The sequence below is a fragment of the Priestia endophytica DSM 13796 genome (genome assembly GCF_900115845.1).
Taxonomy (GTDB): domain Bacteria; phylum Bacillota; class Bacilli; order Bacillales; family Bacillaceae_H; genus Bacillus_I; species Bacillus_I endophytica.
The window spans coordinates 200,483-222,762 of the sequence record NZ_FOXX01000005.1 but is presented as its reverse complement, the minus strand read 5'-3'; the positions used below and the strand labels follow the sequence as shown (position 1 = coordinate 222,762).

Genomic DNA, 22,280 nt, shown 5'->3' with positions numbered 1-22,280 from the left:
TTTTCATATATTGAGGGGGATGAAGATATGCTTAGGGGTACAAAAAACCGTTTTCTTGCTCTTTTTACTATCCTAACATTTCTATTTGTATTAGCAGGATGCGGAAATAGTGAAAGTTCAGGAAAGGAAAAAAGCAGCGAAAAAGAAACAATAACAATTAAACATGCAATGGGAGAATCTAAAGTTCCAGAGAATCCGAAACGGGTTGTTGTGTTAACAAATGAAGGAACAGAGGCCCTTCTTGCACTTGGTATTAAACCTGTTGGTGCTGTTCAATCATGGACAGGCAACCCATGGTATAACCATATTAAAGATGACATGAAAGACGTTGAAGTTGTCGGAACAGAAATGGAGCCAAGTCTTGAAACAATTGCGTCTCTTAAACCAGATTTAATCATTGGAAATAAAGTACGACAAGAGAAAGTATATGATAAGTTAAATGCTATTGCTCCAACTGTTTTCACTGAAGAACTTCGTGGAGATTGGAAGGAAAACTTCAAGGTGTATGCAAAAACAGTTAATAAAGAAAAAGAAGGAAATAAAGTATTAAGTGATTTTGATAATCGTGTTGCTGGACTAAAAGAGGAGCTTGGGGATGAAACAAATAAAAAAGTCTCGCTTGTTCGCTTTATGGCCGGTGAAACAAGAATTTATCATAAAGATACATTTGCAGGAATTATTTTAGATCAACTAGGTTTTAAGCGTCCTGAAGAACAAAATAAAGCAGACTTTGCTGAGATGGGTGTAACGGACGAGCGCATTCCGGCAATGGATGGAGATGTTCTCTTCTATTTCACGTATGATACAGGCGATAAAAAAGGAAATGAAGTAGAAAAAGAGTGGACGAACAAAGAGCTGTTCAAAAACCTTTCCGTTTCTAAAAACGGGCAAGTTTATAAAGTTGATGATGCCGTTTGGAACACTGCAGGTGGTGTAATTGCAGCAGATAAAATGCTTGATGATATTGAAAAATACTTTTTAAATAAGAAATAACATAAAGGAGGCTAATAATAGCCTCCTTTTTATACGGTTCTCCGTTCAATTAATTTTAAAGGAAGTTGAGATTGAGAAGGAGATTCTACTTCATGCAGAACTGAATGAATTTTGGCAAGAGCTCTTGAACCAAGCTCTACAATCGGATGTTCAATTGTTGTAATATGAAGTGCTTCTGCTAATGGGTGATTATCAAAACCTATGAATGCTAAATCTGTTGGAACTTCTACCCCGTATTCATCACAGCTCGTCATGATCCCTGCTGCAACATAATCACTTGCAACAAGTAAAGCAGTTGGAGGATCAGGCATCTTCTTTAATTGCTCTATCACTCTTTTCCCGTCTTCAATAAATAAACATCCCTTAAAAATCCACTGTTCTCTAACATTCATTTCAAATTTTTCTCCGAAGTCATAGTAAGCTTGTATCCTTTTTTTACTATTTGATCCTTCCAAACGATTAAGACAGCAACCAACTCTTTTGTGTCCCTTTTCCCTCAAATAGTTCATTCCAATGGCAAAGCCTTCGTAATGGTTAATTGAGATTGTAGAGACTTTTTTACTTTCTCGGTCTTCACAAATAAGGATAGGACCGTACTCACTATAAGATTCGATAAGACTCCATTCTACTTTCCGAGAAATAATAATAAGGCCATCAACTTGCTTTTTCTTTAACATTTCTAGGGCTTCAATTTCCTTTTCTCTTTCATACTTTGTTTGATAGATCATTAATTTATAATCATGTTCCATCGCTTTATTTGAAATCCCATCTATAACACCGCTGAAATAAGGAAGAGTCATATTAGGAATGACAACACCAACAATACCTGTGTGGCCTTTTGCAAGATGAATCGCATTAATATTAGGGGTATAATTTAACTGTTTGATGATGTCTAATACTGCTTTTCGCTTTTCTTCAGCCACATATGGATGATTATTTAATACTCTAGAAACGGTTGTAATAGAGACATTTGCAAGCTCTGCAATCTTACGAATGTTACTCATCTCTTCCCTCCTTCTTTTATAAAGCAAAAAAGCATAGGAGAATACTCTTATGCATAAATCCAACTAGTCCACAAGTTTGTTTCGGTGAGCATAAATGGCTGCTTGTGTCCGATCTTCTACTTCTAGTTTTGAAAATATATTTGTTGTATGAGTTTTAACTGTCTTCACAGCAATAAAGAGAGCTTCCGCAATCTCTCCGTTTGTTTTTCCTTCTGCAATAAGACGAAGAATTTCCAGCTCGCGCGCTGTTAAAAGATCGTGTGGAAAAGACTGTGAAGGCGTTCGCATTCTTGATAGCACTTTTCCTGTTACCTTTGCTTCAAGGACCGACTCACCTTTAGCAGCAGCTCTAATCGCAGAAGCAATTTCATGAGCTTTCGAGGTTTTAAGCAAATAGCTTAATGCCCCAGCTTCAATAACAGGATACACTTTGTCATCATCAATAAAGCTTGTTAGAACGATAACTTTAGCATCTGCCATAGATGAACAGATTCGTTTTGTTGCTTCAACACCATCCATTCCTTCCATCACAAGATCCATTAAGATAACGTCTGGTTTATGCTCTAAAGCAAGCTGAATTCCTTCCTCCCCGTTTGATGCTTCCCCAACAACTTCAATATCAGGCTGTGCTTCTAAATAAGCAGCCATTCCAAGTCTAACCATTTCATGGTCGTCTACTAGCAGTACCCGAATCATTATTCTCTCTCCTTACTCTCATCTACAATCGGTATTTTTACGGTTATTTGTGTTCCTTTATCAGGAAGCGATATAATCTCGGCTACTCCTCCCACCTCACTGGCTCGTTCTGTAATAGACTGCAAACCGTATGAAGAAGCTTTTGTATCTCCCTGAACAAACCCTACACCATTATCAATAATCTTTAAATATACTCCATTATGTACTTTATGAAGCTTCACAACTACAGCGCTTGCCTTTGAATGTCTAAAGACGTTTGAAAGAGCTTCTTGTACAATCCGAAACAAGTGATCTTCAATGCCTTTTGAAAGGAGAATATCTTCAAAATCCCAATGAATGTCCATTGTTTGTTTGCTATTTAATTCTTGCAAAAGTTCCTGTAGTCCTTCATTGAGCGATTTATTTTCAAGCGTTGCTGGACGCAAATGTAATAAAAGGGCTCTCATTTCATTCTGAGCATCTCCTGCCATTTTCTCGATTAACGTAAGTTGTTTTAAATGCTTGCTGTCCTGCTGCGTCATTTCCTTTACAGCAGAAGACATCATTGAGATAGCAAAAAGTTGCTGACTTACTGCGTCATGAAGCTCTCGTGCCAAACGCTGACGCTCTTCAACAACTGCTGAACGTCTTAGCTGATCACGCCACTCTACTTTCTCTGCTGAAAGTTTTTGAAGAGAAGCTACTTGCTTTTCAATTTGACTAGCCATCTGATTAAGCTGTTCTCCAATTAAACCAACCTCATCTTCCCCAAGGTTGGATAATCTATAAGAAAAGTTTCCTTTTTCATAGCGTAAAATAGATTCAAATAAGACCTCCAGCCGTTCTTTAAGAGGATTTCCATATGAATAGCCTGCTACAACTCCAATTCCGATCACAGCAAAGAGAAGAAAGAAAATAAAGGGGATATTAAACCAATTCAAGCTCAAAAAATCGAGGGGATTAAGTTTGAAATAAGACATTACAATTGTTAAAACAAAAAGAAGAGTAATAATGTTCATGGCTACGAAAATATTAATAAAGCGCCACTGAATATTTAATCGTTTCCTTTTCATAAATGCCTCACATCAATATCCCCAATAAGTGTTGTAATAGCAATCTTCACTTTTGCATCAGCCCCTTCATATCCGTTTGTAGCAATAGAGGCTTGTCGATTGAATCCGCTTTGTTCATAGTGAAAAACTTTTGTTTTCCCAAACAGATTTGTTGTTGTTACCGAAACTTCCAAATCATACGGTACATAAATATCAACATCTCCAATAAGTCCGCTAATAACGATGGCATTTTCACCCACTGGAACAATTGCTTTAGATAAATCAATTTTCACATCTCCAATAAGGTGAGAGAGATTTAAATCTTTTAAATCAAACTGATGATTAATCAAACGAAAATCACCAAGAAGCGAATTTTGGTATGGGATTCCTCGCACGTGGATATCTTCTTTGTATACTTGTTCCTCTTTTTGAAATGAAATAGGTTCCTTGCCCTTCTTGGAAAAGAAACCTTTCTTTTTACGATTCTCCTGCTTTTCTCGTGTTTTCCACATCTTCTTCCCTGAAAGAAGACGATAGCCAACATATATAAAAGCTGCTGCAACTGCTAAGCCTGCTAGGTTTATGCTGAAAATATTTTGAAAAGCAACAACTGCTGAAAGACCTAAGAATCCTATGCCAATGATTCGATTGCTGTATCGTAATAAGAAGGCGCCAACCATAAATAAAAAGAGAGGACCTGCTAATAGACCAGCTAAATGAACAATGTTGAGTAAAATACTAATTCCGGTAAAAACAATTAGAAGTCCGAGTAGTTTGTTTTTAGGCAGGCGCACATCCTCCCCTCCTTTTCTCATTATTGAATATCAATATCACCGCTTGTAGCCTTGATGTTGAAAGCATATTTTCCATTTCCTTCTTTAGCCTCTAAGTCTTCTTCCATTTGTGTTTTCACTTTAAATCTTTGATCTACGTTAATATCGCCTGAGGAAACATGGGCTTTGAGGTGCGTATTGCTCTTATGGGGAAGTTTGACGTTAATATCGCCTGACGTTGCTTTCACATTTCCGTTACCTTTAACCTCATCCATTACGATGGAAATATCGCCTGATGTTGCTTTTGCATCAATTTCTCCTTCAAACCCGTTAAGCGTTAGATTTCCTGATGTTAAATGAGCAAATGTGGTCTCTGTACTAAGATTTTCACCCTTCACATTTCCAGAAGACTTTTCAATATGAAGCTGTTTGGCATCTACATCAAAAAACTGTGTATCTCCTGATGTAGCTTGAACCGTAAGACGGTCTAATTTCAGCGGTTTCTCTCCATTATTCTTAATCACAATATTACCAGAGCTTGATGCAACATTTACATCTCTTTCATAGCTACTTGGTACCTCTATTGTAACCTGTGTGGATTGAAACATATTAAACGTAGCACCTTTTTGTTTAATATTTAACACATCTCCAACTTGATTCAGGCTTATGCTCTTTTTAAATGCCCGCTTATCTTCTATGATAACTTTAATATCTTGACGGTCTTTTGCAATAAAGTTAACATCAGCACTTTTAATATTTAACTTGATATTATGAATCTCATCTTCTGCAAACGTCTCACTTTTTGTTCTCTTGTCTCCAAATGCAAAAGAACTTTGACCAATAAGAACACTAGACAACACAGTTATTCCTATAATAACAAATAAAAGCCCTATTAATTTTTTCATATTCGTTTCTCCTTAGCCTAAAGTAAAATTCCCATCGGTGTGAAAAGAACACCGATGGTTTGTTTACTTTTCATAGTTAAGCCTTTTGTACTTCTTTCAATTTTTGGAGCTCTTTTTCTACATCTTCCTCATGCTCAAGCTTTGTAAATGCTGTTTGTTCCCCATCAAAGTTGTAGGCAGTATATACGTTTGCTTTTGTTTCCATGTCCATAATACGTGCTTCAAGACGCTGAAATTCTCTGTATGAACTATTTGAATCAATTCGATTAATAGATGCGTTCATATGTTCTTTTGCTTTTACAACGTTTGCACGTGCAACAAGCGTATGTCTCTTATCTCTTAAAGCTTGAATTCTTTCTTCTAATTTTCCTAATTGTTCTTTTAATTCAACAAGCTGTGCTACAGATTGCTCATATATCTCTTCGTATTGTAACACTTTTTCTTCATGTTGTTTCATCTCCATGAGTGCTTTTCGGGCTAAATCTTCCTCACCAGAATTAACAGCAATCTGAGCTTGATCATAGCGTTTCTTTTTCATTTTTTGAGAGTATGTTAAACGACGTTCAAAATCTGCTTTAATAGCTTCTTGCTGAGCAACAGCATGCCTTGCTTTTGAAAGCTCTTCTTCCATATCGCGTAAATATTGATTAATCATCACAAGCGGATTTTCCATCTTGTCTAAGTTATCGTTTACTGTTGCAACAACCATATTTCTAATTCTTCTTAATACCATCTTTATTTCCTCCTCAGGGGTTTTAAATTATTTATCTTTTTTTAAAAAATCTTCCCATTCTGTATCAAATGAACTTTTGGTTACAGGGTCTGAAACAACTGGGCTACTGTAATGATATTCTTCTGATGAAGCTTCTTTTTGGCTTGTTAACATCTTCCAGCCAACATAGATAAAGAAAGCAGCGAAAGCGACTCCCGCCAGAAACGGTACTGCGTTTGCAATTAAGATGATTCCAAAGAAAATAGCAATGATGCCTAATACTTTTTTTCCTTTTGAATCCCCTTTATTTACCGTTAGCCATCCATAGTATAAAAGGACGCATGCTACAAGGAATGATAGAATCCCTCCTAAAAAGCCGTTCCCTAGCAAAATGCTTCCTCCAATAAGTACGAAGACAATTCCAAGCAATGCTTTTACATTCAATGTTTTGTCCCCTCCTTTCGTTTCGTTACTTTTACTATAGGTAATTTTCATTGTTCTCATAACGTCTTAGCGGTGCATTTTGTGCTAAGACTCTAGTCTTATTTTTATATCAGTCCACCAAAAAAAGAGGATTCCCCTTAGCGGAGAACCCTCTTTTTGGGCCTAATCAAACGTTTGTTTAAACGTCGTTAGCCTACTATTATAAATAGTTCTTAACAAGTGAACGATTCTTTTCATTAAAGTGATAAAGATAAACAGGTCTTCCTACTGTACCATATGTCATCTTTTCCTCTAATACATGAATGTCTGTTAAAAAGCGTAAATATTTCCGAACAGATACTCTTGAAATTCCTACATCTTCGGCAACATCGTCTGTTGAAAATGGATCTTTGTCCATATTTTCGATCGCTGCTAGTAAAATTTTAAGAGTGCTTTTAGTTAATCCTTTTGGCAATGATTCCGAAACTGTTTTTTGTGTTCTATTTAGGATATTTTGATCCAAATCTTCTTGCTTAACATTTGTTTGCATGTCAAAAAATGCTCGTTTCTCCCGATATGATACAAGTGCACGATTAAAACGATCAAATTCAAATGGTTTAATTAAATAATCTACAGCTCCATAACGCAATGCTGTTTGGACTTTGTCCACTTCAGAAGCTGCCGTAATTAAGATAACATCAATTTTCTTATGCTGGTTACGAATTTCATCCAACAGCTCTAGGCCCGTACGTTCAGGCATAAAAACGTCTAAAAGTATCAAATCAACAACTGTGTCTTGCAATTTCCCGAGCGCCTCATCGACAGAATAAGCTACCCCAGCAAGCTCAAATCCTTCTATTTCTTCAAGGTAGCGTTTATTAAATTCAGCTACCATTGGATCATCTTCAACAATCAAGACTCTAATCACGCTTCTTCACCTCTAGGTTCATAAAATAGTTCTACAACAAACGTTGTTCCTTCGCTAGGCGTTGACTCTACGTCAATATAGCCACCAAGCTCTCTTACACTTCTCTCTACCAAATAAAGTCCTATTCCTCTATTGTCTCCTTTTGTGGAGAAGCCTTTAACAAATAAATTTTTCTGCACTTCTTCTGAAATGCCAGCCCCTGTATCATTTACTTCAATCGTTAGACGATTGTTTTTATAATGTAAATTAACCGTAACTTCTTTTCTTTCCCCTTTTGCTACAGCATCAATTGCATTATCAATTAAGTTTCCGATGATGGTAATAAGCTCGTGAGTTACTTCTGGTGATTTAGGTTCAGGGATAGGTGTTTCACTATCAATCTGCAAGCTCGTTCTTTCTTCTCTTGCATAGCTTAATTTTCCAATAATAAACCCTGCAAGCGCAGGGCTCTTAATATGTTTCATCACAAGCCCAACTTCTTGATTTTGATGATTTACAAGCTGGTTAATGTAATCAGACAGCTCATCATAATATCCCATTTGGGTCATCCCTAAAATTACGTGAAGTTTATTTTTAAACTCATGTGATTGTGCTCTCAATGCTTCTGCATAAAGTCGTACTCCTGTTAACTGCTCTGCTAGCTGATTCACTTCTGTCTTATCACGAAGTGTTGAGATAGCTCCAACAACTTTATCTTCCAAAATAAGCGGAACTCGGTTCACAAGCATTGAAACCCCGTTAATATTAATCTCTTCATCTAACTGAACCTGTCTTTCCTTCAAAATGGTGCTTAGTTTTGATACTGGCAGATACTCGTCTACAGCCTTCCCAATTGGCTCATTTGATAAGCCTGCTCTTTGAAAAAGACGCAGAGCAGAGCGGTTAACAAGCGTAATCTTACCATCTCGGTCAACGGCAATAATGCCTTCATGAGCAGACTGAAGCATTGTATTTCGCTCTTCCAATATTTTAGCAATTGCATATGGTTCAAGCCCAAAAAGAGTCTTTTTAATATAACGAGCAAGTAGAATGGCGCCAAGAACTCCAATGATAAGACCAACAATAGACCCGACTAAAATGCTATCATGAGCTTTTTGCAAAGCTTGTTCAATCTTATTCAGAGAAGTGCCTACCGCAACAGCCCCAATTTGCTTTCCATTCTCATCCCTTACAGGTGTGAAAGAGCGGGAAGACATGCCAAGTGTTCCTTCTGAAATAGAGATGGTTTCTTTCCCTTTTAAAACTTCCTTTTCATCTCCTCCTGAAAACTTCTTGCCAATGTTTTTTGGATTTGGATGTGATTTACGAATGCCTTTCATATCAATAACAACGACAAATTCCACTTTTGTAGCTTTTTGAATATCTTTTGTATACTCCTGAATCTCCTTGCTTTCTTCTTTATGTAAGAGCCCTTCTCGAATAACAGGAGAAAGCGCAACAGTTCGGGCTACGTTCATTGCTTTTTCTTCTTGATCTGTTCGAATCGTTTTCGTAATGGTTCGACTAATTAAAGTATCTGTTAAAAATAAGGACAAAATAACAACAACACACACAAAGATGATAATACTAGAGCTTAACTTCAGGCGATGCTTGAACATCGACCTTCACCCCCGCCTCTTGTCAATTGGGCTGTTTTAATCACACTATATTCTATCACTATTTTGATCTTAAAAGAAAACGTTTAGCAGGAATTTCTATTCTCCTCCGTTAAGAAAGCGCATCGTTTTAATATATAAAAAAGACTGCCAAACAAGGCAGTCTTTCTTTCTTAGTTTTTCATTCCTGTGTTTGCTTTAATCAGAATTTCATCAAATTTTTTCTGATCTGCTTTTTTACTAGAGAAGATTGTACCAAGATAGGCACCTAAGAACCCCAGTGGAATAGACACAATCCCAGGGTTTGCTAATGAAAAGAGTGGATCTCCTACGAGAATAGCTCCCCCAACCTCAGGAGACCAAACGTTAGGTCCTGCAATGACGAGAACAAGAGAACTAATTAATCCAACAAGCATACCTGTTACAGCACCTGTTGTATTGAAGCGCTTCCAAAAAATCGTAAATAAAATAATAGGCAAGTTAGCACTTGCTGCGACAGCAAAAGCAAGAGCTACAAGAAACGCCACATTAAGCTTTTGAGCGAATAGGGCTAATATGATAGAAAGGACAGCAACTCCAATTGACGCCCAGCGTGCAGCAACAATTTGTTCACCTTCTGTTGCTTTTCCTTTTCTTACAATATGACTATAAAAATCATGTGCAAAAGCGGAAGCTGCTGAAAGAACAAGCCCTGCAACAACTGCTAGAATCGTCGCAAAAGCTACAGCAGAAACGAAAGCAAATAAAAAGTCTCCTCCTAATACTTGAGCTAGCAGTGGAGCAGCCATATTCCCAGCCGCATCTGCTGCTGTAATATTATCAAATCCTACAAATGCCGCAGCTCCAAACCCTAAGAAAATCGTCATAATATAGAAAATACCAATAATCCAAGTTGCGTAAACAACTGATTTTCGAGCGGTAATGGCATCCTTAACAGTAAAGAAGCGAATCAGAATATGTGGAAGCCCTGCTGTACCAAGTACTAAAGCTAAGTTAAGAGAAATCATATCAAGAGGGTTTGTAAATTTATTACCTGGATGAAGAAAGCTTTCTCCGAGCGGTGTAGCACTTTTCATCTCACTGAACATCTTAGCAATGCTAAAATCAAATTTTGAAAACACAATAATAGAAATAATAAACGTTCCAATCATAAGTAAAACAGCTTTTGTAATTTGAACCCAGCTTGTAGCAGTCATTCCGCCAAATACCACATAAATGGTCATGAGGACCCCTACAATAAGAACAGAATATACGTAATCAATTCCAAGGAGAAGTTTAATTAAACCGCCAGCTCCTACAAGCTGAGCAATCATATAAAAGATAGAGATTGTAATTGTGTTTAAAGCAGCAACTCCACGTACCTTTTTTTCGTTAAAACGAGCAGCAATCATATCTGCCATTGTATATTTCCCAAGGTTTCTTAGAGGTTCTGCTACAATGTATAGAACAACAAGGTAAGCAACAAGAAAGCCAATACTATAGAAGAAGCCATCAAAACCCGAAAGCGCTATCATTCCAGCAATTCCCAAGAACGAAGCTGCTGACATATAATCTCCTGCAATAGCTAATCCATTTTGCCACCCTGTTAAACTTCCGTCTGCTGTATAAAAATCACTGGTTGTTTTTGTTCGTTTTGAGGCATAATACGTAATAATAAGTGTAAGAGCTACAATTGCTAAAAATAGTGAAAAAGCAAGTACGTTCATCCTAAACTTCCCCCTTTAACGGCCAGCTTCTTTTTTTAGATCTTCTACAAGCACATCAAACTTTTGAGAGCGCTTTGTGTAAATCATACAGAGTGTCCAAGTCATGATGAATTGCGCAAATGCAAAAACCCATGCCCATGTTAAAGACCAAAAAGCCGTCTCATTTAAGAAGGTAAAATAGGCAGTTAAAACAGGTAGCGTGAAATAAAAAGCTAAAAAGAATAGTGAAAAAGGTAAAATAAAACGACGTTTTTCACACATGAGCCGTTGAAATGTTGGAGATTGGACAAGCTCCGTGTAATCTAATTCTTGTTCTTCCCTCTCTAACTTCACTTCTTTCCCTTCCACAACAACTCCCCCTTATTGTTCATTCCTCCTCCAAATTTCCCTCCTTCCACAGAGATATATCTATTATATATTTTTCTAAATAATTAGTAAATTCTGTTTTTTATTATTTTTGAACTATTTAGTGACAAAGTGTAAAGACATATGTAAACTATTAATCAGCATATGTATCTACATTAATCTATACAGGAGATGAAAAGAATATGAAGGCACAAAAATCCCTATCTGAGCGAAAACTGCTTGGAGTTGCTGGGCTTGGGTGGATGTTCGATGCCCTAGACGTCGGAATTCTTTCCTTTATTATTGCTGCTTTGCAAATTGAGTGGAAATTAACACCTGAAGAGATGAGCTGGATTGGAAGCGTTAATTCAATTGGTATGGCTGTTGGAGCCCTGATTTTTGGACTTTTAGCTGATCGAATTGGCCGAAAACCGGTCTTTATTATAACGCTCTTACTTTTTTCAATCGGAAGTGGCTTATCAGCACTTGCTCCAACATTGTTTGTGTTTTTATTATTACGCTTCTTTATCGGTATGGGGCTTGGCGGGGAACTTCCTGTTGCTTCTACGCTTGTTTCCGAAACCGTTGCTCCAGAAAAAAGAGGGAAAACAGTTGTGTTGCTTGAAAGCTTCTGGGCTTTTGGCTGGTTGCTTGCTGCTCTTATCTCCTACTTTATTATTCCAACGTATGGCTGGCAAATTGCACTTTTAATTACAGCTCTTCCTGCTTTTTATGCGTTATATCTACGCATCGGGTTACCAGATTCACCACGCTATTTGGCACTTGAGAAGAAACCTTCATTTTCTCAAAACATTGCAAAAGTGTGGTCGAAAGAAGTTCGCAAACAAACGATTGTCCTTTGGGTGCTTTGGTTTACAGTTGTGTTCTCTTATTACGGTATGTTTTTATGGCTGCCAAGCGTCATGGTGTTGAAAGGTTTTAGCCTTATTAAAAGCTTTGAATATGTGCTTATTATGACCCTTGCCCAGCTTCCAGGTTACTTTACAGCTGCATGGCTCATTGAACGAGCTGGACGCAAGTTTGTACTTGTAACGTTTCTACTCGGAACTGCTGCGAGCGCCCTTTTATTCGGAACAGCTGAAACATTACCGCTCTTACTCGCATCAGGTATGTTTCTTTCATTTTTTAATCTCGGAGCGTGGGGAGCTCTTTATGCTTATACGCCTGAGCAATATCCAACTGAAGTTCGTGGAACAGGTGCAGGAATGGCCGCTTCATTCGGTAGAGTTGGCGGGATTTTAGGTCCACTTGCTGTTGGCTATTTAATGAGCAGCGGATCTTCTGTTGCCACGATTTTTACCATCTTCTGTCTATCTATTATCGTTGGGGTTGTCGCTGTGGCCTTTTTTGGAAGGGAAACCAAACAAAGAGAACTTGCTTAACAAGCAAAAGCTCATCTTCTTAGAAGATGAGCTTTTGCTCTTAAATCAGTTTTATTATAAAGACTTCTTATAATAAAACTTAAAAGTTGTGCCATTTTCATTTGAGTCTACTTTCCATTTAATATTCATCGCTTCAGCCATAAGAGCAATAATCGACATTCCAATCCCTCGACCGTGTTTGTTTCCACTTGTGTTCGTAAATCCTGGGCCATGATCCACAACTGATATTTTATACTCTTCACCTTTTCCTTCCATATAAAACCCAATAAACTGACCATCTTTTGCATGGCGAATCACATTTTGAATGACATTATCAATCATACGCTGGAACCAGTTCACATCAATATTGCTTTTAATGTCATCTCCTTGAATCTCTATATCCACTTCAAAGCCTTCCTCTTCCAAGCGATCATACCAGCAGGCAACCGTTGTGCGAACAAGCCTCACTATATCCGTTTTCTCCGGCTTATATGGATATTTGTTTGAAGTGAGTAATGAATAAGAAAGGAGGTTTTCAATGAGCTCTCCTAAATAATGAATTTTTTCATCAGCAAGAGCAATCGTTTCTTCACCTTTCTGAGAGTGAACTTCCTTCTTCAAAGAGTAAATTTGCGCTTTTAGGGCGGTGAGCGGTGTTCGCAAATCGTGAGAAAGGTCAGCAATAAGCTTGCGACGTGCACTTTCTTCTTCACGCTCATTTTGCTGACTTTCTTCTAATGCCGTAAGCATATTATTAAATGATTGCTCAAGAGCCCCAATTTCATCTTTTCTTGATATCTGTATTTTAGGAGGAACATTCCGAGCATTTGGCATTTCCATTGCATCTTGAAGGCGCAGAAGACGTCTTCGGATGCTGCGGAAGAAGAACCAAGAAATCAGTAGAAATAAAACAATAATGATAATAGAGAGAAGAAAAGTAAGGAAATCATATAGTGGGTTCTCATCCCGATTTATAGCCGTAATATAAGAACGTGGCATTTGCAAAATAACAAACCCTGCTTCTTTCTTCCCACCTACATAGGAAACAACAGTAAAAGGATCGCTATCAATGCTGCTTTTCATAAAATCCATGGTTGTCATTGCATTCCACTCTGTTGGGAGATTTACAGGAGCTCCTTCCTTTAACACTGTTTCTCCATTTCCATTCACATAAACCATTGCTGTAGATTTATAGCTCTTTTCTACTTTGCTAAAAGCTTTTTTTACACTTTGAACGTCATGAGGCATCATTTTTTTAGATTCCTTATGCCACGTATCAACAACTTCATAGCTTGGATAATAAGGCTCATCCTGCTTTTTATACCATGGGCTAATATAAAGAACTCCACTAGCTAGCATTGCTACTGGAAGCATAATAATTGCTAATAAAACAATCAGAATATACCGTGCTGTTAACGAATTAAGCTTTCTCATGCCTTCATCCGATACCCGATGCCGCGAATTGTTTCAATCACTTTTGGCTTGCTTGGGTCTTCCTCTACTTTTTCGCGGAGGTGGCGAATGTGAACGGTGAGCGTTTTATCTCCTTCAATATATGGGTCTTTCCATATGCTTTCAAATATCTGTTCTTTTGTTAGTGTTTGATTAAAATGTCGTGTGAAAAAGAAGAAAAGCTGATGCTGTTTTCCTGACAGGATAATCTCTTCGCCATCACTTCGACGAATAATACGCTGTTGCTTTGTATACACATCCAAATGTCCAACCGTTCTACAGTCTTCTTCCTGACGGTTATAGCGCCTGAGCAGCACTTCTATACGGGCCATTAGCTCTTTTGGATGAAAAGGTTTTGTTAAATAATCATCTGCAAACGTTAGCCCTTGCACTTTATCATCAAGAGCTGTTCTTGCTGTCAGCATAATGATTGGCACATCATTGTAGTTGTTTTTAAAGCGCTGACCGAGCGTAAACCCATCAAGACCTGGTAACATAACATCTAAAATGACTAAATCCGCATTTTTCATTCCTTCTTCACTGCCCTCGTCTGAAAGATACCATGACACATGATATCCGTTGTCTTCAAGCTCTTCCTTCAACCATTTCCCGATTGTTTCATCATCTTCTATATAAACGATGTTTTTCATAAAACCACCCTCAACCTAATAGTTTCTAATCTTATGATAGAACTAAAAAAGAAAATTGGAAACTATTTTCCTACATTTAACCAAAACTTAACCTTACCCTTCTCCATTATTAACCTTCTCTGTCTACAATGATTTGTGAGGTGATGAAAATGGAAAATATTTTAACGGCAAATGATTTAACGAAAAAATATAAAAGTGACGCGGTTGTAAATCGCATTAATTTACAAATTCCACGTGGAGCAGTTTATGGATTTTTAGGACCTAATGGAGCTGGAAAAACAACAACAATTCGAATGCTCCTAGGGTTAATCAAACCTTCTCATGGTTCTATTTCAGTTTTTGGCAAAGATCTGCGCAAAAATCGCATTGAAGCATTAAAAGAAATTGGTGCACTTGTTGAAAATCCATCCTACTATGGACATTTAAATGCTATTGAGAATTTGGAAGTTTACCGTGTTCTCCGTAAAGCCCCAAAATCTAAAATTAAAGAAGTATTAGAAATTGTAGGGCTTGAAAAAGCAGCCAAAAAGAAAGTTAAAGAATATTCATTAGGAATGAAACAGCGACTTGGGATTGCGATCGCACTTCTTGGAGATCCTAAATTACTTATTTTAGATGAGCCAACAAATGGACTTGACCCACAAGGAATTTTAGAAATTCGTACACTCATTAAATCTCTTGCAAAAGAACGGGGTATTACAATTATTGTTTCAAGTCACCTTTTAAGTGAGATTGACCAAATGGCTACATATGTTGGAATCATTTCAAAAGGACGACTCATCTTCCAAGATCGTATTGAAGAACTGCGTCGTTTCGCTTCCGCCTCTGTTTCATTTACAACAAGTTCGCCTGAAGAAACGTTTAAGCACATTGTTTCATATGGAATCCAAGCTTATCGAGAGGAAGAAAAAATCATGGTAGAAGCGGAGGATGAAGCCATTGCGAAAGTTATTAGTCTCCTTGTTCGTCACGGCATTAGCATTTATCGGGTGGAAGAAAATAAAAAATCGCTAGAAGATATTTTCCTTGATCTTATAAAGGAGGAAGGCACAAATGTACAAAGCACTTTTAAAAGCCGAATTTCTTAAAATTAAGCGGAAGTGGATATGGGGATTAGCTTTTCTTGGACCTTTTGGGGTGATTGCTCTTGAAGCTTTAAACTTTGGGCTGAGATATGACTATTTAACAGATCTCTATAAAGATGATTTATGGAAAGGGTTAATCGGCGAAGCCAATATGCTCTCTGTGTTTGCTTTAATGCTCGGCGCTACGCTTGTTGCTTCACTGATTTCATCTCTCGAACATCAATCAACATCGTGGAAGCATTTATTGTCACTTCCTCTTTCAAAAACGAAGATTTTTATGGGGAAGTTCTCTCTGGCTTTTATTTTATTGACAACATCTTGCATTTTGCTCGCAATTGGCATTGTTATTCTTGGGATCAGCTTAGGGTTTGGAACTGATATTTCGATTGCCCTATTATTCAAAACATGCTTTTATCCTTTCTTAGCTGCACTTCCAGTTGTAGCGCTACAATTATGGCTTTCAGTTGTACTTAATAACCAAGCTCTTCCACTTGCTATTGGAATTGTTGGCTCTATTTTTGGAGGAGCTTTACCACGATGGACTATTTGGAGCTGGCCTTCTTTAAGTAACCAGTGGGATAAACCAATTATTAACGTTTTCCTTGGCATTGTTGTTGGTCTAATTTTGTTAGGGTTTAGCACAGTTCATTTCACAAAAAAGGATGTGAATAGTTAATGATACCTCTTATGAGAGCAGAATTATTGAAGTTAAAACGGACAAAAATCTGGCTATTATTGCTTATTAGCCCTCTTATCATCCTTACTGATGGTTTGGCATTTCCCGACGACCTAAAAGTAGAGAGTGGAAAAATTACACTTATGCACCTATATCAATCTGGAGCTGCCTCACACACCATTTTACTTTTTCCTCTTCTTATCGGGATATTTGCGGCTTTTCTTTGCCGTCATGAACATCTTAATGGCGGATGGAAACAGCTGCTTGTCCAGCCCGTTCGAAAAGGAAATGTGTTTCTTGCCAAACTCCTTTTCATCGTTATGATTTGCGCTCTCATTCAGCTGTTTTTCCTAGGAAGCATATTACTCGCTTCAGCGATTAACGGAGGATCTGTCATACCAGAGGACTATATGCTTAAAGGTGTTCTAAGTGGATTTATTGCTTCTGTTCCACTTGCAACATTACAAATTTGGGCTTCTTCTCTTTGGGCAAGCTTTGGCGCATCGCTTGCTTTGAACGTGATTTTCACAGTGCCAAATATACTTATTGTAAATTCAGAAACGTACGGTCCTTTTTATCCGTGGGTTCAGCCAGCCCTTGCGATGATTTCAGAAGATGCTAATAATATATATTCACTTTCAATTTCCACTGAAACACTCATTTTCGTTATCGGCGGCAGCTTTCTCGTCTTCTTTATTTGCGGCTTCTTCTCTTTCAAACGTAAAGCCTACTAATAACGCTTGTTGGTCTCTACTGTTCTTAATGATATAATGAACCGAACGAAAAATATCTTTTCTTGGAGGCCACATGCTAACTTTTGAACAAAAACTAGCTATTATTGAATCTTTCCCGCAGCTTCAGCGTAAAAATGTTTCGCTTAAGCGCGTTAATTTCCACTATGAAGAAAGTGTGACAGATAAAAAGAACGTTGTGTATCATCTTCACCCAAACGGAAATGGGTTTGTTTACGGTGAATATCTTGACGAATACGAGATTGATGAAAGAGGTATGGTGAATATTCGCGATTTTACTGAAGAAGAGCTTCGTACAATCGTTGAGAAAGCCATTGCATCTCTTGCTCCACCATCACATGAGGAACAAGCTATTGCTGGGGATGAAGAAGTAGAACATTGGATTGATGATGACGGTCATACTCTTATTCTTATGTATGAGCACGATATGTGGAACACATACGCAGGACTAAATCTTGACGGATCATTTCTAACATACGATGAAGCATTGGAATATTTAGATGAAGAAGGATTTAAGCCAAAAGCATAATAAAAAAAGCGAGATGAACATTCATCTCGCTCTTTTATTTAAACCAGCCTTTTTCCTTAAAACGCGTAATGGCTTCAATTCTATTTTTCACTTCAAGCTTATCTAAGATTGTTGAAATATAGTTTCGCACTGTTCCGTTTTTAATAGAAAGAGCATCTGCGATTTCTCTTGTATTCTTTCCGTCTGCAATAAGACTTAATACTTCTTTTTCACGTTCTGTAAGCGGATTTTCTTCTGCGTATGCATCATCGATAAGCTCTGGAGCATAAATACGGCGCCCACTCATAATACTGCGAATAGAACTTGCGAGCTCTTCACTTGGACTATCTTTTAATAAATAGCCGCTTACTCCTGCTTTTAATGCCCGCTGAAAATAGCCAGAACGTGCAAAGGTAGTTAAAATAATCACTTTACAGTTTGACTCTTTTAATTCTTCAGCTGCTTCAAGACCTGTTTTTATAGGCATTTCAATATCCATAATACAAACATCTGGTTGCTGCTTGTGAGCTAAGGAAACAGCTTCTTCTCCGTTTGAGGCTTTTCCGACTATTTCCATATCATCTTCTAAACTAAGAAGCGAACCTAATGCTCCTAAAAGCATGCGTTGATCTTCGGCAATGACTATACGAATCATCTCACTCGTCCCTTCTCTTCTTGTTTTACAATATTCGGCACTTTAATTCTAATAGTTGCTCCACTCTCCACATCCATTTCAAGCTGTCCATTCACAAACTCTAATCGCTCTTCCATCCCGATAAGCCCGTTTCCTTTTATAGTCCTTTTATGTGTATCAAAGCCTTTTCCATTATCTCTGATTGTAATGCCGCTCTCATCAATAGTCTTCCATGTCTCAATAATACAAAGTGATGCACCGCTATGTTTCACAACGTTCGTTACCGCTTCTTTCAAACACATACTTAAGATATTTTCAAGAAGTGGAGAAATCGTATTCACATCAAGGCGCTCCTCTACAACAAGATCAATATCTGCAGCTGTTAAAATTTGTTCGACGCAAACAAGCTCTTCCTTCAGCTTAATCCCTCTCATTTGAGACACCATCTTCCGGACTTCATTAAGAGCTGTTCTTGCCGTCTGCTGAACATCTTTTATTTCTATTTTAGCTTGCTCTGGGTCTTTTTGAATTAATTTTCGTGCTAAATCACTTTTTAGTCCAATAAGTGAAAGCTTTTGTCCAAGCGTATCGTGAAGATCTCTTGCAATCCTCTGCCTCTCTTCTTGTTTGCTCAGTTCTGCAATTCGTTTGTTAGCATCTTCAAGTTTTTCTTCAAGGCGATCACGCTGTCTTCTGTTATAAATGCTAAATGGAAGCACCACAACGCTTAATGTAATAATAAAGATAAACGGAAGCTGTCTTAAGTACACTTCTTCTGTCATGATTGTATTGTAATTAACAGATATAAATGTACTGATGAGATGAACCGCATAAAGAGTAAAAAAGATTAGCCTATTTTGAACATGACCAATAAAATAAGCTAGAAAAAAGGCAAAGTAAAAAGCAAAATAAATATAGGTGAAAATGCTTGTTAGTGCAATCGAAATGCTAATAAGTAAAAATGCCCACAAATAAACAGGCCACCCTTTTGAAATAAAAGCAAAACGATAAAATAAAAAAAACAAAATGTTGAGCACTACCCCTGCTATCACTTCATTAGTAGAGGAAGATTGAAATACAAAGTAAAAAGGTAAAATAGCAAAAACACTCCAAATATACGGAGATAAACCCGTGACCTTTTGGAATATTCTATATCGTCTTTTCATTAATACCCCTCTTTAAACGTAGTATTCTTTTATTATACCCCATAAAAAAGGGGCTCGTTTAACACAGTGGAAAACCTGTATTAAACGAGCCTTCTTATAGCTCTACTTTGGATTGAGCCACAATCTTTCTTTTTTTCTCTTTTACTGAACGTCTTTTCAGCTCATGAAAACTAATAAATGTTTTCTGTTCCTCATCCCACAGTCGAAACTTAAGGGACTGTAAACTTGTCTTTAACGTAATTGTTGGGACGTTTTGAAGAGGAACTGTTTTGTTATGCACTTCTTCTAATTTATAGTTCGGCACTCGTGGACTTAAGTGATGAACATGGTGAAAGCCAATATTTCCTGTTAACCATTGCAAAGGCTTCGGAAGTTTATAAAACGAGCTCCCTTCGACAGCAGCTTGAACATAGTTCCAATGCTCATCTTCTTCAAAATAAGAATCCTCAAACTGATGCTGCACATAAAAGAGCCAAACCCCAATTGTTCCTGAGATCAAGAAAATTGGACCTTGCACTAGCAAAAAGTTCTGCCACCCTAGTGTAACACAACAAAGTGTCACAATAAGGGCAATCGCAACGTTTGTAATATACGTGTTCCATCTTTCTTTCTTCTTTGCTCCTTTTTTATTGAAGCGGTTTGTTAAAAGAAACACGTATGTTGGTCCAAGTCCAAACATGATAAGTGGGTTTCGATATAAACGGTACGCCACTTTTGTCCAAAAAGAAGCTTCCTTATATTCATTTACTGTAAGCACCCACATATCTCCAACGCCGCGTTTATCTAAATTTCCGCTTGTAGCATGGTGAATAGCGTGGCTGTGTGCCCATTGATTGTAAGGGAAAAGCGTCATAATCCCTGTTATAGTTCCTACAATTTTATTGTAACGTCGATTTTTAAAGAACGAATGGTGACAACAGTCATGGAAAATAATAAAAATTCGTGTAAGAAACCCCGCCGCAATAACAGTGAAAGCAAGCGTAAGTAGATAAGAAATTTCTAAAGATTGATAAGCAAGAAACCATAAAGCAAAAAACGGAACAAGTGTATTTACTAGTTGTCTAACACTTGCCTTTGTGTCTGCTTTCTCATAAGGAGATACATCTTTTCTTAATTGCTTTTGTTTATTCATATTTTTAATTCCTTCCCTCATCGTTGTCTTTCATTATATAGAAGAAAAAAATGAGCTTGTAGTAGCACATGTCATATACGGAGTATGACAAATGTCATATTCCCTATATTTCTTGTATACAGAACGCCCTTTCTTCACAAAATAACGTTACTACTTAGATAGCAAGGAGGTACAAACATGAACATAAGGGACGTTTTACAAGACATAGAGTTTTTAAATCAACCTCAAATCCCTCATTTAGAGATTCACTCTATTTCTTTTAATTCAAAGAAGGTACAAAACAACTCTCTTTTCGTAGCCATCTCAGGCGGACAGTTTGATGGTCATCATTACATTGAGGATGCAATCAAGAGAGGAGCAGTGGCTATTGTTGGGGAAAAAGAGATAAAGTCTCCCCTTCCCGTTCCTTATTTTCGTGTTAGAAATAGTCGTGAATCACTTGCTAAACTTTCTTCGAATTTTTATCATAACCCTTCCAAAAAACATATGATGATTGGTGTAACAGGTACAAATGGAAAAACGACAACAACATTTATATTAAAGCACCTTTTTGAAGAACAAGGGTTAAGCTGTACAATGATCGGCTCTGTTATGAACATTATTAATGGGGAAAATCGCCCTTCAATAGCAACAACACCAGATAGTTTGGAACTAAACCGTATTCTTTCTGAAAGCAATGATGATGTCGTGATTATGGAAGTTTCATCACACGCCTTAGCACAAGCCCGCGTAGAAGGACTTGCATTTGATGCTTGCTTGTTTACGAACTTAAGTCATGATCATCTTGATTATCATGGTAGTCTTGAAGAATACTTTTTAACAAAAGCACGCCTTTTTCAACAGCTTAAAGAAAATGGAAAAGCCATTATAAATATCGATACTGAATGGGGCGAAAGGCTTTTTTCAATGCTACAGCAAAAAAAAGTAAACTCTCTCTCTCTCAGTCGTCTTCATGATGCAGATTATAAGATTCTTCATGTTCTTTCTAATCAATGCTCTTCAGCGTTGCTTGTTCATCAACATCATGAGGAATTGTATATTCATCTTAATATGCCTGGTGAACATAATATTTATAATGCTGCAATGGCTTATATTGCAGGGATTGAACTTGGTTTAGATAACCAGAAACTGCTCTCTAGCTTAAAAACATTTAAAGGGGTGCCAGGACGTTTTGAAATGTTTGATTATCACGGAGCAACAATTGTTGTAGACTACGCCCATACAGCAGACTCTTTTTCTTATTGTCTAAATGCAGCGAAAACATGTGAAGCAAAATCTATTCGCCACGTCTTTGGATTTCGGGATGGACGTGATCAATCAAAACGTGCAGAAATGGTTCAAGTATCAAGCTCACTTTCAGACGAATATACGCTAACGCTTGACGATTTAACAGCAGTCTCTCCTTCAGATATGCTCCTTGAGCTAATAAAACTTCAAAAAGAGGCTGGCAATAAGAAAGGAAGAATAACAAAGGACCGCACAATTGCCATTAAAGAAGCTATTGAAAAAAGCGCTAAAGGTGACTGGGTGTTTGTAACAGGCAAAGGAAATGAACAATATAAAAACACGTATGCGCTTCCTTGTTCTTCAGATATTGAAACTGTTCAATACGTAATAAAGAAAAGCACTCATTGTGAAGAAACACCCCAATCTTTTCACGAAGATGACCAACAGTCATTTCTATAAGAACTCCTTTGACGTTTTATAAACTAATCATGCGGGTACACCTATT

General features: G+C 37.4%; 23 protein-coding genes. 7 read left to right on the top strand and 16 right to left on the bottom strand.

The annotated features are described in order from the left end of the window. Nucleotides 1–27: 27 nt before the first annotated feature. A complete protein-coding gene (locus BM012_RS11790) occupies nucleotides 28–993 on the top strand; it encodes an ABC transporter substrate-binding protein (RefSeq protein ID WP_061804633.1) in 966 nt (321 codons plus the stop codon). Between the two features lie 29 nt (nucleotides 994–1,022). Here the strand turns inward: BM012_RS11790 and BM012_RS11785 are convergent, their stop codons facing one another. The 11 genes from BM012_RS11785 to BM012_RS11735 all read right to left on the bottom strand — a co-directional run bounded on the left by BM012_RS11785 (nucleotide 1,023) and on the right by BM012_RS11735 (nucleotide 11,114). Beyond that, complete coding sequence (locus BM012_RS11785; RefSeq protein WP_061804634.1) at nucleotides 1,023–1,997, bottom strand: LacI family DNA-binding transcriptional regulator; 975 nt, start codon at nucleotides 1,995–1,997, stop codon at nucleotides 1,023–1,025. A 63-nt stretch (nucleotides 1,998–2,060) separates the two neighbouring features. Next, nucleotides 2,061–2,693 (bottom strand): response regulator, encoded by a 633-nt coding sequence (locus tag BM012_RS11780; RefSeq protein ID WP_061804635.1) that lies wholly within the window; start codon nucleotides 2,691–2,693, stop codon nucleotides 2,061–2,063. After that, nucleotides 2,693–3,745, bottom strand: a complete 1,053-nt coding sequence (locus BM012_RS11775) for a sensor histidine kinase (protein ID WP_061804636.1) — start codon at nucleotides 3,743–3,745, stop codon at nucleotides 2,693–2,695. Before BM012_RS11775 ends, BM012_RS11780 begins: the two co-directional genes overlap by 1 nt. Further along, nucleotides 3,742–4,518: a cell wall-active antibiotics response protein LiaF gene (liaF, locus tag BM012_RS11770; RefSeq protein ID WP_061804637.1), complete on the bottom strand. Its 777-nt coding sequence runs from the start codon at nucleotides 4,516–4,518 to the stop codon at nucleotides 3,742–3,744. The genes BM012_RS11775 and liaF overlap by 4 nt, the downstream gene beginning before the upstream one ends. A gap of 20 nt (nucleotides 4,519–4,538) precedes the next feature. After that, nucleotides 4,539–5,402 carry a LiaG family protein gene (gene liaG, locus BM012_RS11765; protein WP_061804638.1) on the bottom strand — a complete coding sequence of 288 codons (864 nt, stop codon included), beginning with the start codon at nucleotides 5,400–5,402 and terminating at the stop codon, nucleotides 4,539–4,541. A 76-nt stretch (nucleotides 5,403–5,478) separates the two neighbouring features. Beyond that, complete coding sequence (locus tag BM012_RS11760; protein ID WP_061804639.1) at nucleotides 5,479–6,135, bottom strand: PspA/IM30 family protein; 657 nt, start codon at nucleotides 6,133–6,135, stop codon at nucleotides 5,479–5,481. Between the two features lie 27 nt (nucleotides 6,136–6,162). After that, nucleotides 6,163–6,558, bottom strand: a complete 396-nt coding sequence (locus BM012_RS11755; protein WP_061804640.1) for a LiaF transmembrane domain-containing protein — start codon at nucleotides 6,556–6,558, stop codon at nucleotides 6,163–6,165. 199 nt (nucleotides 6,559–6,757) lie between these two features. Then, nucleotides 6,758–7,465 (bottom strand): response regulator, encoded by a 708-nt coding sequence (locus BM012_RS11750; protein ID WP_061804641.1) that lies wholly within the window; start codon nucleotides 7,463–7,465, stop codon nucleotides 6,758–6,760. Continuing rightward, nucleotides 7,462–9,063, bottom strand: a complete 1,602-nt coding sequence (gene dcuS, locus BM012_RS11745; protein ID WP_061804642.1) for a DcuS/MalK family sensor histidine kinase — start codon at nucleotides 9,061–9,063, stop codon at nucleotides 7,462–7,464. The genes BM012_RS11750 and dcuS overlap by 4 nt, the downstream gene beginning before the upstream one ends. 170 nt (nucleotides 9,064–9,233) lie before the next feature. Beyond that, nucleotides 9,234–10,766 carry a solute symporter family protein gene (locus tag BM012_RS11740; RefSeq protein WP_061804643.1) on the bottom strand — a complete coding sequence of 511 codons (1,533 nt, stop codon included), beginning with the start codon at nucleotides 10,764–10,766 and terminating at the stop codon, nucleotides 9,234–9,236. 15 nt (nucleotides 10,767–10,781) lie between these two features. Continuing rightward, nucleotides 10,782–11,114, bottom strand: coding sequence for a DUF485 domain-containing protein (locus tag BM012_RS11735; RefSeq protein WP_082802592.1), 333 nt, complete (start codon nucleotides 11,112–11,114; stop codon nucleotides 10,782–10,784). A 200-nt stretch (nucleotides 11,115–11,314) separates the two neighbouring features. Between BM012_RS11735 and BM012_RS11730 the strand changes: the two genes are divergently transcribed. After that, entirely contained in the window at nucleotides 11,315–12,514 is a 1,200-nt protein-coding gene (locus BM012_RS11730; protein ID WP_061804644.1) for an MFS transporter, read from the top strand. Between the two features lie 54 nt (nucleotides 12,515–12,568). Here BM012_RS11730 and BM012_RS11725 read toward each other — a convergent pair whose 3' ends face one another. Beyond that, the gene (locus BM012_RS11725; RefSeq protein ID WP_061804645.1) at nucleotides 12,569–13,927 is read right to left on the bottom strand and encodes a HAMP domain-containing sensor histidine kinase; all 1,359 of its coding nucleotides are present in this window, start codon (nucleotides 13,925–13,927) and stop codon (nucleotides 12,569–12,571) included. Continuing rightward, the gene (locus BM012_RS11720) at nucleotides 13,924–14,595 is read right to left on the bottom strand and encodes a response regulator transcription factor (RefSeq protein ID WP_061804646.1); all 672 of its coding nucleotides are present in this window, start codon (nucleotides 14,593–14,595) and stop codon (nucleotides 13,924–13,926) included. Before BM012_RS11720 ends, BM012_RS11725 begins: the two co-directional genes overlap by 4 nt. A gap of 149 nt (nucleotides 14,596–14,744) precedes the next feature. Here BM012_RS11720 and BM012_RS11715 point away from each other — a divergent pair, with 149 nt between their 5' ends. From BM012_RS11715 to BM012_RS11700, 4 genes are all read left to right on the top strand, one after another. Continuing rightward, the gene (locus BM012_RS11715) at nucleotides 14,745–15,683 is read left to right on the top strand and encodes an ABC transporter ATP-binding protein (RefSeq protein WP_061804647.1); all 939 of its coding nucleotides are present in this window, start codon (nucleotides 14,745–14,747) and stop codon (nucleotides 15,681–15,683) included. Beyond that, complete coding sequence (locus BM012_RS11710) at nucleotides 15,649–16,356, top strand: ABC transporter permease (protein ID WP_061804648.1); 708 nt, start codon at nucleotides 15,649–15,651, stop codon at nucleotides 16,354–16,356. Before BM012_RS11715 ends, BM012_RS11710 begins: the two co-directional genes overlap by 35 nt. Beyond that, nucleotides 16,356–17,090, top strand: a complete 735-nt coding sequence (locus BM012_RS11705; protein ID WP_061804649.1) for an ABC transporter permease — start codon at nucleotides 16,356–16,358, stop codon at nucleotides 17,088–17,090. The genes BM012_RS11710 and BM012_RS11705 overlap by 1 nt, the downstream gene beginning before the upstream one ends. A gap of 73 nt (nucleotides 17,091–17,163) precedes the next feature. Further along, nucleotides 17,164–17,637 (top strand): hypothetical protein, encoded by a 474-nt coding sequence (locus BM012_RS11700; RefSeq protein WP_061804650.1) that lies wholly within the window; start codon nucleotides 17,164–17,166, stop codon nucleotides 17,635–17,637. 34 nt (nucleotides 17,638–17,671) lie between these two features. On the opposite strand, the gene BM012_RS11695 is transcribed toward BM012_RS11700, so the two are convergent. From BM012_RS11695 to BM012_RS11685, 3 genes are all read right to left on the bottom strand, one after another. Then, nucleotides 17,672–18,271 (bottom strand): response regulator transcription factor, encoded by a 600-nt coding sequence (locus BM012_RS11695; protein ID WP_061804651.1) that lies wholly within the window; start codon nucleotides 18,269–18,271, stop codon nucleotides 17,672–17,674. Then, nucleotides 18,268–19,416, bottom strand: a complete 1,149-nt coding sequence (locus tag BM012_RS11690) for a sensor histidine kinase (protein WP_061804652.1) — start codon at nucleotides 19,414–19,416, stop codon at nucleotides 18,268–18,270. The genes BM012_RS11695 and BM012_RS11690 overlap by 4 nt, the downstream gene beginning before the upstream one ends. A 94-nt stretch (nucleotides 19,417–19,510) precedes the next feature. After that, on the bottom strand, nucleotides 19,511–20,548 hold the full coding sequence (locus BM012_RS11685; RefSeq protein ID WP_113714230.1) for a Delta(5) desaturase DesA: 1,038 nt from the start codon (nucleotides 20,546–20,548) through the stop codon (nucleotides 19,511–19,513). Nucleotides 20,549–20,725: 177 nt separating this feature from the next. Between BM012_RS11685 and BM012_RS11680 the strand changes: the two genes are divergently transcribed. After that, nucleotides 20,726–22,234, top strand: coding sequence for a UDP-N-acetylmuramoyl-L-alanyl-D-glutamate--2,6-diaminopimelate ligase (locus tag BM012_RS11680; protein WP_061804654.1), 1,509 nt, complete (start codon nucleotides 20,726–20,728; stop codon nucleotides 22,232–22,234). Nucleotides 22,235–22,280 lie beyond the last annotated feature (46 nt).

Bases quoted from the DNA above. Each gene is read 5' to 3' on its own strand.
- BM012_RS11715 (WP_061804647.1), top strand. From the start codon at position 14,745: ATGGAAAATATTTTAACGGCAAATGATTTAACGAAAAAATATAAAAGT.
- BM012_RS11720 (WP_061804646.1), bottom strand. From the start codon at position 14,595: ATGAAAAACATCGTTTATATAGAAGATGATGAAACAATCGGGAAATGG.
- BM012_RS11740 (WP_061804643.1), bottom strand. From the start codon at position 10,766: ATGAACGTACTTGCTTTTTCACTATTTTTAGCAATTGTAGCTCTTACA.
- BM012_RS11725 (WP_061804645.1), bottom strand. From the start codon at position 13,927: ATGAGAAAGCTTAATTCGTTAACAGCACGGTATATTCTGATTGTTTTA.
- BM012_RS11695 (WP_061804651.1), bottom strand. From the start codon at position 18,271: ATGATTCGTATAGTCATTGCCGAAGATCAACGCATGCTTTTAGGAGCA.
- BM012_RS11710 (WP_061804648.1), top strand. From the start codon at position 15,649: ATGTACAAAGCACTTTTAAAAGCCGAATTTCTTAAAATTAAGCGGAAG.
- BM012_RS11760 (WP_061804639.1), bottom strand. From the start codon at position 6,135: ATGGTATTAAGAAGAATTAGAAATATGGTTGTTGCAACAGTAAACGAT.
- BM012_RS11730 (WP_061804644.1), top strand. From the start codon at position 11,315: ATGAAGGCACAAAAATCCCTATCTGAGCGAAAACTGCTTGGAGTTGCT.
- BM012_RS11775 (WP_061804636.1), bottom strand. From the start codon at position 3,745: ATGAAAAGGAAACGATTAAATATTCAGTGGCGCTTTATTAATATTTTC.
- BM012_RS11790 (WP_061804633.1), top strand. From the start codon at position 28: ATGCTTAGGGGTACAAAAAACCGTTTTCTTGCTCTTTTTACTATCCTA.
- BM012_RS11690 (WP_061804652.1), bottom strand. From the start codon at position 19,416: ATGAAAAGACGATATAGAATATTCCAAAAGGTCACGGGTTTATCTCCG.
- BM012_RS11685 (WP_113714230.1), bottom strand. From the start codon at position 20,548: ATGAATAAACAAAAGCAATTAAGAAAAGATGTATCTCCTTATGAGAAA.
- liaG (WP_061804638.1), bottom strand. From the start codon at position 5,402: ATGAAAAAATTAATAGGGCTTTTATTTGTTATTATAGGAATAACTGTG.
- BM012_RS11680 (WP_061804654.1), top strand. From the start codon at position 20,726: ATGAACATAAGGGACGTTTTACAAGACATAGAGTTTTTAAATCAACCT.
- BM012_RS11780 (WP_061804635.1), bottom strand. From the start codon at position 2,693: ATGATTCGGGTACTGCTAGTAGACGACCATGAAATGGTTAGACTTGGA.
- dcuS (WP_061804642.1), bottom strand. From the start codon at position 9,063: ATGTTCAAGCATCGCCTGAAGTTAAGCTCTAGTATTATCATCTTTGTG.
- BM012_RS11705 (WP_061804649.1), top strand. From the start codon at position 16,356: ATGATACCTCTTATGAGAGCAGAATTATTGAAGTTAAAACGGACAAAA.
- BM012_RS11700 (WP_061804650.1), top strand. From the start codon at position 17,164: ATGCTAACTTTTGAACAAAAACTAGCTATTATTGAATCTTTCCCGCAG.
- BM012_RS11785 (WP_061804634.1), bottom strand. From the start codon at position 1,997: ATGAGTAACATTCGTAAGATTGCAGAGCTTGCAAATGTCTCTATTACA.